At 55.7% G+C, this 13,147-nt stretch carries 11 protein-coding genes; 4 read left to right on the top strand and 7 right to left on the bottom strand.

Going from position 1 to position 13,147, the window contains the following annotated elements; translation table 11 throughout:
• Positions 1–321 precede the first annotated feature (321 nt).
• The 4 genes from GKG36_RS02320 to GKG36_RS02335 all read left to right on the top strand — a co-directional run bounded on the left by GKG36_RS02320 (position 322) and on the right by GKG36_RS02335 (position 5,184).
• Positions 322–1,659 carry a potassium transporter TrkG gene (locus GKG36_RS02320; RefSeq protein ID WP_154258926.1) on the top strand — a complete coding sequence of 446 codons (1,338 nt, stop codon included), beginning with the start codon at positions 322–324 and terminating at the stop codon, positions 1,657–1,659.
• Between the two features lie 11 nt (positions 1,660–1,670).
• Positions 1,671–2,318, top strand: coding sequence for a TrkA family potassium uptake protein (locus GKG36_RS02325; protein WP_097781475.1), 648 nt, complete (start codon positions 1,671–1,673; stop codon positions 2,316–2,318).
• A 279-nt stretch (positions 2,319–2,597) separates the two neighbouring features.
• The gene (locus tag GKG36_RS02330; RefSeq protein ID WP_154259340.1) at positions 2,598–4,481 is read left to right on the top strand and encodes a DUF4118 domain-containing protein; all 1,884 of its coding nucleotides are present in this window, start codon (positions 2,598–2,600) and stop codon (positions 4,479–4,481) included.
• Positions 4,474–5,184: a response regulator transcription factor gene (locus GKG36_RS02335; RefSeq protein WP_097775011.1), complete on the top strand. Its 711-nt coding sequence runs from the start codon at positions 4,474–4,476 to the stop codon at positions 5,182–5,184. The genes GKG36_RS02330 and GKG36_RS02335 overlap by 8 nt, the downstream gene beginning before the upstream one ends.
• A 220-nt stretch (positions 5,185–5,404) precedes the next feature.
• Here the strand turns inward: GKG36_RS02335 and GKG36_RS02340 are convergent, their stop codons facing one another.
• The 7 genes from GKG36_RS02340 to GKG36_RS02370 all read right to left on the bottom strand — a co-directional run bounded on the left by GKG36_RS02340 (position 5,405) and on the right by GKG36_RS02370 (position 13,132).
• Positions 5,405–6,127: an ABC transporter ATP-binding protein gene (locus tag GKG36_RS02340; protein WP_097775012.1), complete on the bottom strand. Its 723-nt coding sequence runs from the start codon at positions 6,125–6,127 to the stop codon at positions 5,405–5,407.
• Positions 6,120–6,962: an ABC transporter ATP-binding protein gene (locus GKG36_RS02345; RefSeq protein WP_154258928.1), complete on the bottom strand. Its 843-nt coding sequence runs from the start codon at positions 6,960–6,962 to the stop codon at positions 6,120–6,122. Before GKG36_RS02345 ends, GKG36_RS02340 begins: the two co-directional genes overlap by 8 nt.
• Positions 6,959–8,113: a branched-chain amino acid ABC transporter permease gene (locus GKG36_RS02350; protein WP_242821953.1), complete on the bottom strand. Its 1,155-nt coding sequence runs from the start codon at positions 8,111–8,113 to the stop codon at positions 6,959–6,961. Before GKG36_RS02350 ends, GKG36_RS02345 begins: the two co-directional genes overlap by 4 nt.
• Before the next feature lie 5 nt (positions 8,114–8,118).
• A complete protein-coding gene (locus tag GKG36_RS02355; RefSeq protein ID WP_005943319.1) occupies positions 8,119–8,997 on the bottom strand; it encodes a branched-chain amino acid ABC transporter permease in 879 nt (292 codons plus the stop codon).
• A 174-nt stretch (positions 8,998–9,171) separates the two neighbouring features.
• Positions 9,172–10,386, bottom strand: a complete 1,215-nt coding sequence (locus tag GKG36_RS02360; protein ID WP_243138973.1) for an ABC transporter substrate-binding protein — start codon at positions 10,384–10,386, stop codon at positions 9,172–9,174.
• 269 nt (positions 10,387–10,655) lie between these two features.
• Positions 10,656–11,873, bottom strand: a complete 1,218-nt coding sequence (locus GKG36_RS02365; protein WP_097775016.1) for a carboxynorspermidine decarboxylase — start codon at positions 11,871–11,873, stop codon at positions 10,656–10,658.
• The gene (locus GKG36_RS02370) at positions 11,873–13,132 is read right to left on the bottom strand and encodes a saccharopine dehydrogenase family protein (RefSeq protein ID WP_005943308.1); all 1,260 of its coding nucleotides are present in this window, start codon (positions 13,130–13,132) and stop codon (positions 11,873–11,875) included. Before GKG36_RS02370 ends, GKG36_RS02365 begins: the two co-directional genes overlap by 1 nt.
• Positions 13,133–13,147: the final 15 nt, after the last annotated feature.

Here is a 13,147-nt window from a genome sequence, read left to right on the forward strand (position 1 = left end):
TTTGGGGCAAACAAAAACAACGGGCAGCCCTCATGCAACCGGTTTTACGCATGAGTGCTACTCGTTGTACGAAATCATTATAGCCTGCCTGTCTGGAATTTGCAAAGGCAGTTTTGCACAAGAATTGTACTGGGCATTCTGCGCAGATTGCACGAGGAAAACTTTGTGAAAGATGCCCTTTGAAGCCCGCCAACCTACCGTGGTACAATAAAGTTGATCGATCAATTTTAATGGAATCTTTATACTTCTACAATTTTTTTTACGGCTCTTTTATCTATTCCATGCTAATCTTTATGCACACGGATAGGTAAAGGAGCTTTTATGATTCAGTATCCTCGTTACAAGCGGCACCGTTTTTCTTCTTTTCAGGTTATTATTGCAGGTTTTGCGGCAGTCGATCTGGTGGGCGCATTGCTTCTGATGCTCCCGATCGCTGCACAGCAGCGGTGCGTCACACCGTTCCATGAGGCACTGTTTACCTCCACCTCTGCCCTTTGTGTGACCGGACTTGTGGTTCAGGATACCGGCAGCTACTGGTCGGCTTTTGGGCAAAGCGTGATCCTTCTTCTGATTCAGATCGGAGGACTGGGTGTCATTACGGTGGGCGCTGCCTTTGCGCTGCTTTCCGGGCGAAAGATCTCCCTCAAGCAGCGCAGCACGATGCAGGAAGCTACTGCTGCCCCGCAGATGGGCGGCATCGTGCGGCTGACAGGCTTTATTCTGCGGATCACCGCCCTGTTTGAATTGGTCGGTGCTGCACTGCTGCTGCCGACATTTTGCGCCGATTATGGTTTGCGCGGAATCTGGTACGCATTGTTTCATTCCATTTCGGCGTTCTGCAATGCCGGTTTTGACCTGCTGGGAACAGAGGGGGCAAAATTTGTTTCGCTGACACAGTATGCAGGAAACCCATTGCTTACCACAGTGATCGCGGCCCTGATCGTCTTTGGCGGACTTGGCTTTCTGACATGGGAGGATATTTGTACATATCGCCTTGATTTTCACCGTTACCGGATGCAGAGCAAGGTGATCCTTGTCACAACGGCATTTCTTCTGGTACTGCCGACGCTGTACTTTTATTGCTTCGAGTTCACGGCAGGCTCTGCCCGGCAGCGCATTTTATTGTCGATGTTCCAATCCGTTACCCCCCGTACTGCCGGTTTTAACACCGCCGATCTTGCTGCGATGGGCAGCACTTCACAGGCATTGATGGTGGTTCTGATGCTGTTAGGCGGTTCGCCCGGCTCTACGGCAGGCGGCATGAAAACCACAACATTTGCCGTTCTGCTGGCCAATATGTGGGCGACCTTCCGCCGCAGAGAAGATGCCGAATTTTTCGGGCGGCGCATAGATGGTTCTGCGGTCAAAAATGCTGCCACGATCGCAGGGATGTATTTGACGCTGTTCTTCCTCGGAGCCTTTGTCATTGCTGCGGCCGAGCAGCTGCCGATGTCAGTCTGTCTGTATGAGACTGCTTCGGCTGTGGCAACGGTGGGTCTGACATTGGGCATCACGCCGCAGTTGGGGGTCCTTTCGCAGGGGGTGCTGATCGCACTGATGTTTTTGGGACGTGTTGGTGGATTGACGTTGATCTATGCGGCATTTGGCAGCAGCCCTGCCCACTCTCGTCTGCCGCAGGAGAAAATCGCAATCGGATAAAGGAGACAAGTATGAAATCGATTCTTTTGATTGGGCTTGGCCGTTTTGGCCGCCATATTGCGCAGGAACTGAATGAGCTGGGTCATCAGGTCATGGCGATCGACAGCAACGAAGACCGTGTGAACGCCGTGCTTTCCTATGTGACGAATGCACAGATCGGTGACAGCACCAGCGAATACTTTCTGCGCTCCCTTGGTGTTGGCAATTTTGATGTGTGTATCGTAACCATCGGCGGCAATTTTCAAAACTCACTGGAAACAACATCACTGCTCAAGGAGCTGGGCGCAAAGCTTGTGGTCTCGCGTGCAGAGCGGGATGTACAAGCCAAGTTCCTGCTGCGCAACGGTGCGGATGAAGTGGTCTACCCGGAAAAGCAGCTGGCAAAGTGGGCGGCGATCCGATACAGCTCCGAACACATTCTGGATTATATCGAGCTGCAGGACGACCACGCCATCATGGAAGTGACCATTCCGCCGGAATGGGTGGATCGCACGATCGGTGAGATCAATATCCGAAAAAAGTATAACATCAACATTCTTGCGCTGAAAAAAGACGGAAAGCTCGATATGAGCATCACGCCGGATACGCAGCTGTGCCGGGATGAAAGTATGCTGGTTTTGGGAAAATACGCATCGATCCAGAAGTGTTTCCGGCTCTGAAAAGATAGGACGGATCATATGGATGTCGTTTTGTTACTGATGGTTCTTGGAGTCATGTTGAGTGGTTTTTGGGCAGCAGATGCGCTGGATCACATGCGGAAGGAGATCCTTCAACAGGAAGGAAAAAGACGTGGCTGGTGGTCGTGACCATCAAATTGTGCTATACTGTGGGCAAGGCAGGTGATTTTTATGAATCAGAACGACCCACCCACTGAACATATTCTGGCGTGTCTGTCGTCCTCTCCCTCCAATGCAAAGATCGTGCGGACGGCAGCAACGATGGCAAAGGCGTTTGGAGGGACCTTTACAGCTCTGTATGTCCGGACTCCGGATTCGGATCAGATGGGACAAGAAGACTGTCGGCGCTTGCAGCAGCACATTCGTATGGCAGAGCAGGCAGGTGCCGACATTTCTACGATCTATGGGGATGACATTCCGCAGCAGATCGCAGAGTTTGCCCGCATCTCCGGCATTACAAAAATCGTACTGGGGAGCTCCAGCGTACATCGCCGCCATTTCTGGAGTGGACCGTCACTGACTGAAAAATTGACGATGACTGCGCCTAATCTGGATATTTACATCATCCCGGATGCTTCTGCAGAGAACGGCTACGGTTCAGGACGGAAGCTGTTCACCCGTCCGCTTCTGCCGTCTGTCCGTGATCTGCTGATCACCGCAGGCATCCTGAGCTGCATCACGCTCATCGGCTTCTTTTTCCTGCAGCTGGACTTTGCGCGTTATAACATTATTATGCTCTATATGCTGGGGATGCTGTTCACCGCATTGTGTACCAGCGGTTACACCTGCGGTGTGCTGGGCTCTGTTGCCAGTGTTGCGCTGTACAATTTTTTTCTGACGGAACCGCGCCTGACATTCCATGCGTATGACCCCGGTTATCAGGTTACGTTTGCCCTGATGCTGACCTCTGCAATTATTACCTGTACGTTGACGACACGGTTGAAAGACCATGCAAAAATGTCTGCGCAGGCAGCATTCCGGACAAAAGTACTATTTGATACGAATCAGCTTTTACAGAAAGCCAAAAGTGAAGAAGAAATCTTTTCGCTGACAGCTTCCCAGCTGATGAAGCTGCTGAACCGGAGTCTGATCGTCTACCTGGAACAAAACGGAGGTCTTGGGGCAGAACAGGTTTTTGGAGTTGACGGGGAAACGGCGCAAAACATCTTTTCTGCACCGGAAGAACGGGATGCAGCAAACTGGACGTTTGCCAACAAAAAGCGTTCCGGTGCAGGCACGGATAGCTACCCGGATGCAAAGGGACTTTATCTTGCACTTCGGACCGGAGGCGGCGTGTTTGGAGTGATCGGGATCGATCTGTCCGAAAAACCGCTGGATGCCTTTGAAAACAGTGTGCTGCTTTCCATTCTGGGCGAAGGTGCACTGGCCATCGAAAACCGCAGAAATGCGCTGGAAAAAGAGCAGGCAACCGTGCAGGCAAAAAATGAAGAGCTGCGGGCAAATCTGCTGCGCACGATCTCCCATGACCTGCGCACCCCGCTGACCTCCATTTCCGGCAATGCCAGCAATCTGCTTTCCAACGGAGAAACGCTGGATACAGAGACCCGGAACAAGATCTGCACCGATATTTTTGATGATGCACAATGGCTGATTGGTTTAGTGGAAAATCTGCTTTCCATCACTCGCATTGAGGATGGGCGGATGAATCTGCAGATCTCACCGCAGCTGATGGACGAAATGATCGAAGAAGCGCTGCATCATGTCAACCGGAAAAGCTGCGAACACACCATCACAACACAGTATGGGGACGAGATCCTTCTTGTCAATGTGGATGCACGGCTGATCATGCAGGTCGTTGTCAATCTGGTGGATAACGCCATCAAATACACCCCCGTGGGCTCGGTCATTCAGATTTCGGCTTACCGGAAAGACCATCAGGTCGTAGTGGAAGTGGCAGATAACGGTCCCGGCATTCCGGATCGCGCAAAAGCACAGGTGTTCGAGATGTTTTATACCGGGCAGAGCCGCATCGCAGACAGCCACCGCAGCCTTGGCTTGGGCTTGCCCCTCTGCCGTGCGATCTTGACGGCTCACGGCGGAACATTGACCCTGCGTGACAACATTCCCAATGGCAGTGTCTTTTCCTTTGCATTGCCGCAAAGTGAGGTGAACATTCATGAATAAGCCGTCCATTCTGGTCGTAGAGGATGATGTTCCTGTACGGTGTCTGATCACAACGACCCTGAAGACCCACGGCTATAAATATCTGACTGCTTCCAATGGGGAAACGGCGATCATGATGACTACCAGCCACAATCCGGACATCATGCTGCTGGATCTTGGGCTGCCCGATATAGACGGCATCGAGGTCATCCGCAGCGTCCGCACATGGTCGAACCTGCCCATCATCGTCCTGAGTGCCCGGAGCGAAGATTCTGATAAGATCGAGGCACTGGACAACGGCGCAGACGATTATCTGACAAAGCCGTTTTCCGTGGACGAGCTGCTGGCAAGACTGCGTGTAACGCAGCGCCGATTGAATCTGCTGGCTTCTGACGGCATAAACAGTCCGGTTTTTGTCAATGGTCCTTTGAAGATCGACTTCTCGGCAGGCTGCGTCTGGCTGGGTGAGAATGAAGTGCATCTGACCCCCATCGAGTACAAACTGCTGTGTGTGCTGGCGCATAATGTGGGCAAGGTGCTGACACATACCTCCCTTACGCAGAAAGTATGGGGCAGTACGCAGGAAAATGACATCGCTTCCTTGCGAGTTTACATGGCATCCCTGCGCAAAAAATTGGAACGATACCCGGATGCGCCGCATCTGATCCAGACCCATGTTGGTGTCGGATACCGGATGCTGCGCGCAGAAAATGATGAAGCATAGTAAAAAACAGGGCGTGTCCACCCGGACGCACCCTGCCAAAAGCCACATGCGATAGCGATATGTACAGCAGGGAGTTCCCCACCGGAGAGAACTTCCTGTTTTTCGTTGTTTGCATGATGAGCCTGTTCCGCCTGCCATACTGAGGCATTTTTTTGCGTTATTTTTTCATGGAGCTGTTTTGCAGCAGCCCCTCTCTGCCGTTAGCGGTTCTTATAAAGTTTCAGGTGCGGTCAACGCGCTTTTTGCCGAGGTATGCGGCCTTGACCTGTTCATTGGTCAGCAGTTCAGCACCCGTGCCGGAAAGGGTCAGGGTACCGGTCTCCAGCACATAGGCGTAATCGGCCACCTTCAGGGCCATGTTGGCGTTCTGTTCGTTCAGCAGCACGGTGATGCCCTGCTGGTTCACGGTGCGGATGATATCAAAAATCTCCCGCACCACGATGGGCGCAAGGCCGAGGCTTGGCTCGTCCAGCATGAGCAGCTTCGGCTTGCTCATCAGGGCGCGGCCCACGGCCAGCATCTGCTGCTCGCCGCCGGAAAGGGTGCCGGCGCTCTGCCAGCTGCGCTCCTTCAGGCGGGGGAACAGACTGTACACCCACTCAAGGTCTTTTTCGGTTTCGGCCTTATCCTTGCGCAGGTATGCGCCGATCTTCAGATTTTCCAGCACAGTCAGGTCGGCAAACACCCGGCGGCCCTCCGGCGACATGGCAATGCCGCTGGCCACGATCTGGTCGATGGGCTTGCCCAGCAGTTCCTGCCCGTTCCACAAAATGGAGCCGCTCTGTGCCTTTACAAGGCCGGAAATGGTGCGCATCAGGGTGGACTTGCCTGCGCCGTTGGCACCGATCAGGGTAACGATCTTGCCGTCCGGCACGTTCAGCGACACACCGCGCAAGGCCTGAATGCCGCCATAGGAAACATGTAAATCCTTGATCTCAAGCATCTTCGTCCACCCCCAGATAAGCGTCGATCACTCGCGGGTCGTTCTGCACCTCGGCGGGCGTACCCTCGGCGATCAAGCGGCCAAAGTCCAGCACATAGACCCGGTCGGAAATATCCATCACCAGATCCATGTGGTGCTCGATCATGAACACGGTCAGTCTGAAATCGGTGCGGATGCGGTCAATAAAGGCGGTCAGTTCTTCGGTCTCCTGCGGGTTCATACCGGCAGCAGGCTCATCTAGCAGCAGCAGCTTCGGCTCGGTGGCAAGCGCGCGCGCGATCTCCACCCGGCGCTGCAGGCCGTAGGGCAGGCCAGTAGCCAGTTCATTGCGCACATCCTCAAGTCCAAGCACATGCAGCAGGTTTTCGCACTCCTCGCGCTGGCGCTTTTCCTCGTCTGCATTCAGCCGGAAGGTAGCGCTCAGCAGGTTGGCCGAGCGGCGGCAGTGCTTGGCGATGAGCACGTTCTCAAACACGGTCTGGCTCTTCCATAGACGGATATTCTGGAAGGTGCGGGCAATACCCATCTGGGTGATCTTATCGGGCGTGGGGGCGATAATGTGGGAATACTTGCTCGCGTTCTGGCCCTTATAGAGCTTTTTCATCTTGCCGTGGGGCGTGTTCTCAATGATCTTGCGTCCCTCGAACCACACCGCGCCGTTGGTGGGCGCATACACGCCGGTGACAACGTTGAACGCGGTGGTCTTGCCGGCACCGTTGGGGCCGATGAGGGAGACGATCTGATCTTTATCCACCTTCAGGTTCAGATTGTCCACAGCCACCACGCCGCCAAACTGCATCGTGGCGTTTTCAATGGTCAATACGTTTTCACTCATTTGGAACGCGCCTCCTTTTTGGCAGTTTTTGCAGTGGATGCGGGCTTTTTCTGGAACAATTCACGGTCACCCATGATGCCCTTGCGGAAGAACAGCACCACCGCCATAATGATGATGCTGAACACCACCATGCGGAAGCCGGAACGCAGCAGCGGCACACGGAAGCCGCCGATCCAGGTCTCGTTGTCGAGGAAGCGCAGCAGCCACTCGGAGCTGGCGATGAACAGGAAGGACGCGATGATGGAACCGGACACCGAGCCAATGCCGCCAATGACCACGATCAGCAGGATCTCGTAGGTCATGCTGGATTTGAAGGTGGTGGCCTGCACGCTGGCCTGATACATGGCAAGCATTGCGCCGGAGATACCGGCAAAGAAGCTGCTGATGATAAAGCTCATGCGCTTGTGGCTGGCAAGGTTGATGCCCATGGCTTCGGCAGCGATCTCGTCATCACGGATGGCTTTGAAGGCACGGCCATAGGTGGAGTTGATGAGCAGCAGAATGATGGCGATGCAGATGCCGGAGAAGAGGAAGGGCATCACGGTCTCCAGATGCAGGGTCGTGCCGCCCAGCGAAAGGTTGAAACTGGCAAAGCTGGTAAAGCCGTACAGAAGGTTGGAGCCGTTGGTCAGCGGGCCAAAGCCCTCGTAAACCACGGCGGCACGGATGATCTCGGCAAAGCCCAGTGTAGCAATGGCAAGATAGTCGCTTTTCAGCTTCAGCACCGGCAGGCCGATGAGGAAGGCGAACAGCGCTGCGATAAAACCGGCCAGGATCAGGCAGAACACAACACCCAGCAGCAGGCCGAAGCCGCCTAGAGGTTTGGAGAGCAGTTCCGGGATGGAGAAGCCGATGCCGCCGTTTGCATAGCGCTGATAGATGGACTTCTGCGAAGCGGCGGGGATGGTGAGGATGGCGTAGGTGTAGGCACCCAGCAGCATAAAACCTGCCTGACCCAGACTGAACAGGCCGGTAAAGCCGTTCAGCAGGTTCATGGAGACAGCCACCAGTGCATAGATGGCACCTTTGCGCAGCACGGTGAGCAGCATGGAGGGCACAAAGCTCAGGTTATCCAGTGCCAGCAGCACCACCAGCAGAGCGGCCAGCGCCAGTGCGGCCCGGAGATAGATGCGTTTTTTCTCTTGTTTCATGGTCATCACACTTTCTCGGTCAGGTTTTCACTGAACAGGCCGGTAGGCTTGACGGCCAGCACCACGATCAGCAGTGCAAAGGTGAACGCATCACTGAAGGTGGTAGCGCCTGCACCTTTAATAAGGCTCTCGCAGATGCCGATGATGAAGCCGCCGATCACCGCACCGGGAATGGAGCCGATGCCGCCGAACACCGCAGCCACAAAGGCTTTCAGGCCGGGCATGGCACCCACAGTGGGGGTGACTGCCGTGTAGTTGGAAAAATACATCATGGAGCCGATGGCCGCAAGAAAGCTGCCCACTGCAAAGGTAAAGGAGATGACATTGTTGATCTTGATGCCCATCAGCTGGGCGGTCTCAAAATCGCGGGAAGCGGCGCGCATGGCCATGCCGATCTTGGTCTTCTGGATCAGGGTAACAAGTGCTGCCACCAGCACAATGACGAGGAACGGCGTTACCACTGTCACCCGCTTGGTCTGGCAGCCCAGCACCGTGACGGTGTCGCTGATCCACGGCAGGGCAGGGTACTGCTTGGCCAGACCGCCGGTGACATACCACATCGAGTTCTGCAAAAGGTAGGACATACCGATCGCGGAGATCATTACCGACATGCGCGGCGCAGTGCGCAGGGGCTTGTAGGCGATCTTTTCCACTGCGATGCCCAGCAGTACCGTTGCCACCACCACCAACGGGATGGAAATGGTCAGCGGAAGGGAAGCAGTAGCGTACACCATCAGAAAACCGGCTACGGTAAAGATATCTCCGTGGGCAAAGTTGATCAGGCGCAGGATGCCGTACACCATCGTGTAGCCAATGGCGATCAATGCATACTGGCCGCCCACCGAGATACCTGCCAGCAAATAGGGCAGAAACTTTGCAGCCATAAGTGGGACCCTCCATTTCTTACAACTTTTAATAAAATAAACTCCTCCAGTCACCTCCGGTGACAGCCCCCTCAGGGAGGGAGCCAAACCTGCCGGAAGGCTACAAAAAGGCTCCCTCGTTGAGGGAGCTGGCAACGCCGTCAGGCGTTGACTGAAGGAGTTTACAGGTTCAAATCAGCCTTCCACGCTCTGAGTCTTGACGAACTCAAATGCGCCGTCGGCAGCCTTCTTGATGTAAGCCATATCCTTGTTGGCATCACCGGTGGTCTGGTCAAAGGTGATGTTGCCGGTCACGCCGTCGTAGTTTACGCCGTACAGAGCATCGCGGATGGCGGTGCCGTCGGTGCTGCCTGCTGTCTTGATGGCTTCCAGAGCCACCATGTAGCCGTCGTAGCCCAGTGCAGAAACAGCTGCCACGATGTCATTGCCGCCGTTGTTGGTCAGCTTCTGGCTGTCGGCGTTCAGCCACTCCTTAAAGCCGGTCACGAACTCCTTGGCTGCGCCGGAATCATCGTTCTCATCAAAGAAGGTGGAGCAATACACCTGCACGCTGGTGCCCTTCTGGGCATCCAGAATAACGCTGGACTCCCATGTGTCGCCTGCGGTAATGGGTTTGTCAAAGCCTGCAGAAGCAGCCTGTGTGATGATCTGGGCTGCATAGGTGGTAGCGCAGGGAGCAAAGATCACATCTGCACCGGCGTTGATGGCGTTCTGGATGTAGGCGGAGAAGTCCGAGGTGCCCTCGGGGAACTGCTCGCTGGTAACAGTGCCGCCCAGATCCTCAAAAGCGTTGACGAAGTAGGTGGCCAGACCGGAGCCGTAGTCCTCGCCCAGCATGCTCAGCACGTAGGCGTTGGCAGCACTGAACTCATCCTTTGCAAAGTTTGCCATGACCGAGCCCTGGAACGGGTCAAGGAAGCAGACACGGAAGTAGTAGGGGTTGGCCTCAGTCACGGCGGGGTTGGTGCAGGAGCAGCCAATGGCCGGGATGGAAGCGGACTGGAAGGTGGGAGCGGCTGCAATGGAAACACCGGAGCCGTAGCTGCCCAGCACGATGGAGACTTTCTTGGAGACCAGCTCCTGTGCAGCAGTCACGGCCTTATCGGTGCTGGACTGGTTATCCACTTCCACCAGCTCCACGTTATAGGTCTCACCGCCGATCTCCACGGTGGGAGCAAGGCTGTTGGCATACTCGACACCCAGCACTTCCTGCTTGCCGCCTGCGCCGTTATCACCGGAAGCCGGTTCAAACACGCCGATCTTAATGGTCTTGCCGCCTGCAGAAGAGCCGCTTGCGGAACCGCCAGAAGAAGAGCAGCCTGCCAAAGCTGCTGCTGCGGTGATGCCTGCCGCTTTCAGGAAATCACGACGAGAAATGAATGCTTTCATAAGAATTGCCTCCTCTATTATTTCTTGACACTTTCCCAGATAAAACAAGAAAAACCCGCAACGGCGCAGTGATCCTCAGATCCTGCATCGTTGCGGGTTTCTTAGCATTGTTTTAGCACATGAAAAGGAACTTGTCTAGGCTGAATATGAATTTTTTTAAATTTTCGTCAGATGATAAAAAGAAACTGTACTTGAACAGCGTGCATTTTGGGCGGTTTTGATACAGACTGTCTTTTGGCTAAATACAGATTTGCCGTAAGGGTCATACTTTAATCCGCTGCACGTCCCAGCCGCATCTTGAAATCGCTGTAGCCGAACTTCACCAGCTCCCGGCAGGTGCCGTTTTCGTCCATTGCCCAGATGGGCGGCAGCGGCATCCCGTTGAAGGTGTTGTTCTTGCAGGTGGTGTAGATGGCCATATCGCCGAAAATGAGCCTTTGCCCCTCGGTGAGCGGGGAGGCAAAGCTGTAGTCGCCCACCACATCCCCGGCAAGGCAGGTGGGGCCGCCAAGGCGGATGAGGTACGGCTTTTCGCCGGGGTCCCCGGCATCCAGCAGCGGCGGGCGGTAGGGCATCTCGATCACATCCGGGGTGTGGCAGGCCGCAGACATGTCCAGAATGGCAAGGCTCGTCTCGCCATTTTGCAAAGTGTCCAGCACAGTGGTAACAAGATACCCGGCGTTCAGCGCCCATGCTTCGCCCGGTTCCAGATACACCTGCACGCCGTACTTTTTCTGTGTTTCGGTAATGCACTGTTCCAGCGTGGCAAGGCGGTAGCCGGGGCGGGTGATATGGTGCCCGCCGCCAAAGTTGAGCCACTTCATCCGGGGCAGAAGATCCCCGAACTTTGCTTCCACCGCCGCCAGCGTCAGGGCCAGTGCATCGGCATCCTGCTCGCACAGGGTGTGGAAGTGCAGTCCGTCCAGTAATTCGGGCAGGGCCGGGTCTGCCTGCACGGCGGCATCCCACTGGGCGCGGGTGGTGCCAAGGCGGCTGCCCGGGGCGCAGGGGTCGTAAATTGCATGGCCTTCCTGCGTGGAGCACTCCGGGTTCAGCCGCAGGCCCACGCTCTTGCCCGCCGCTTTTGCTGCCGGGCCGAACTTTGCCAGCTGGCTGGGCGAATTGAACACGATGTGGTCGGCGTACTGCAGCAGCTCCGCGAACTCGTCTGCCCGGTAGGCCGCGCAGAACACATGGTTCTCTTTTTCCGGCAGCTCTTCTTTGCCAAGGCGGCTCTCGTACAGGCCGCTGGCCTCGGTGCCCGCCAGATAAGGAGCCAGCACCGGGTAAACATTAAAGTTGGAAAAAGCCTTCTGCGCCAGCAGAATTTTGCAGCCGGTGCGCTGCTGCACCCCCAGCAGAAGTTCGCCGTTGCGGCGCAGCTGCCCTTCGTCCAGCAGGTAGCAGGGGGTGGGCAGAGAGGCAAGCGCTTCCCAAGAAAGGTTTGCAAGGCCCGCAAAGGGCGGGCGGGTATCGGCCAGCCGCATCAGTCCACCAGCGCCGGGCTGTGGCTCTCGGAACGGGGCAGACCGTACTTGTCCAAAGCGTCCAGATACGGGTCCGGATCAAACTCTTCCACAGTGTGCACGCCCTTGGTGGTCCACTTGCCGGTGAGCAGCATCAGTGCGCCGCACATGGCCGGTACGCCGGTGGTGTAGCTGATGGCCTGAGAGCCGACCTCCTTGTAGCACTCCTGATGGTCGCACACATTATAAATATAGTAGGTCTTTTCCTTGCCGTCCTTCTTGCCGGTGAAGATGCAGCCGATGTTGGTCTTGCCCTTGGTGCGGGGGCCAAGGCTGGCGGGGTCCGGCAGCAGAGCCTTGAGGAACTGGATGGGCACGATCTCCTGCCCGTTGAAGTTGACCGGGGTGGTGGACAGCATGCCCACATCCTCCAGACAGCGCATGTGGTCGAGATAGCTCTGGCCGAAGGTCATGAAGAAGCGGATGCGCTTTGCCTCCGGGATGTTCTTGGCAAGGGACTCGATCTCCTCGTGGTGCAGCAGATACATATCCTTGTCGCCCACCTGATCGAAGTTGTATTCCCGCTTGATGCTCATAGCCGGGATCTCCACCCAGTGGCCGTTCTCCCAGTAGCTGCCGGGAGCGGACACCTCGCGCAGGTTGATCTCCGGGTTAAAGTTGGTGGCAAAGGCATAGCCGTGGTCGCCGCCGTTGCAGTCCAGAATATCAATGGTGTCAATGGTGTCGAACTCGTGCTTTTTGGCGTAGGCGCAGTAAGCCTGGGTCACGCCCGGGTCGAAGCCGCTGCCCAGCAGGGCGGTCAGGCCGGCTTCCTCAAACTTCTTTGCGTAGGCCCACTGCCAGCTGTAATCAAAGTAGGCGGAGAAGCCTGCTTCCTTGCAGCGCTTCTCGTAGATAGCACGCCACTCCGGGTCGTCGGTGTTCTCCGGCTCGTAGTTGGCGGTGTCCATATAGTTTACGCCGCAGGCAAGGCAGGCATCCATGATGGTCAGGTCCTGATAGGGCAGGGCAATGTTCATCACGAGGTCGGGCTGATAAGCCTTGATGAGGGCGATCACTTCGTCCACCTTGTCGGCATCCACCTGTGCGGTGGTGATCTTGGTAGCGGTTTTGGGGGCCAGTTCTGCAGCCAGCTTGTCGCACTTGGACTTGGTACGGCTGGCGATGCAGATCTCGGTGAACACCTCGGGTACCTGACAGCACTTGTGGATGGCAACGGAGGCCACGCCGCCGCAGCCGATGATCAGAACTTTGCTCATGATTTTTCTCCTTTA

It is taken from the genome of Faecalibacterium sp. BIOML-A1, from assembly GCF_009679715.1.
Classification (GTDB): domain Bacteria; phylum Bacillota; class Clostridia; order Oscillospirales; family Ruminococcaceae; genus Faecalibacterium; species Faecalibacterium taiwanense.

Excerpts from the sequence above, each read along its gene's own strand:
- GKG36_RS02345 (WP_154258928.1), bottom strand. The coding sequence starts at position 6,962 with ATGAGTGAAAACGTATTGACCATTGAAAACGCCACGATGCAGTTTGGC.
- GKG36_RS02355 (WP_005943319.1), bottom strand. The coding sequence starts at position 8,997 with ATGGCTGCAAAGTTTCTGCCCTATTTGCTGGCAGGTATCTCGGTGGGC.
- GKG36_RS02340 (WP_097775012.1), bottom strand. The coding sequence starts at position 6,127 with ATGCTTGAGATCAAGGATTTACATGTTTCCTATGGCGGCATTCAGGCC.
- GKG36_RS02335 (WP_097775011.1), top strand. The coding sequence starts at position 4,474 with ATGAATAAGCCGTCCATTCTGGTCGTAGAGGATGATGTTCCTGTACGG.
- GKG36_RS02320 (WP_154258926.1), top strand. The coding sequence starts at position 322 with ATGATTCAGTATCCTCGTTACAAGCGGCACCGTTTTTCTTCTTTTCAG.
- GKG36_RS02330 (WP_154259340.1), top strand. The coding sequence starts at position 2,598 with ATGGCAAAGGCGTTTGGAGGGACCTTTACAGCTCTGTATGTCCGGACT.
- GKG36_RS02325 (WP_097781475.1), top strand. The coding sequence starts at position 1,671 with ATGAAATCGATTCTTTTGATTGGGCTTGGCCGTTTTGGCCGCCATATT.
- GKG36_RS02370 (WP_005943308.1), bottom strand. The coding sequence starts at position 13,132 with ATGAGCAAAGTTCTGATCATCGGCTGCGGCGGCGTGGCCTCCGTTGCC.
- GKG36_RS02365 (WP_097775016.1), bottom strand. The coding sequence starts at position 11,873 with ATGCGGCTGGCCGATACCCGCCCGCCCTTTGCGGGCCTTGCAAACCTT.
- GKG36_RS02360 (WP_243138973.1), bottom strand. The coding sequence starts at position 10,386 with ATGAAAGCATTCATTTCTCGTCGTGATTTCCTGAAAGCGGCAGGCATC.
- GKG36_RS02350 (WP_242821953.1), bottom strand. The coding sequence starts at position 8,113 with ATGAAACAAGAGAAAAAACGCATCTATCTCCGGGCCGCACTGGCGCTG.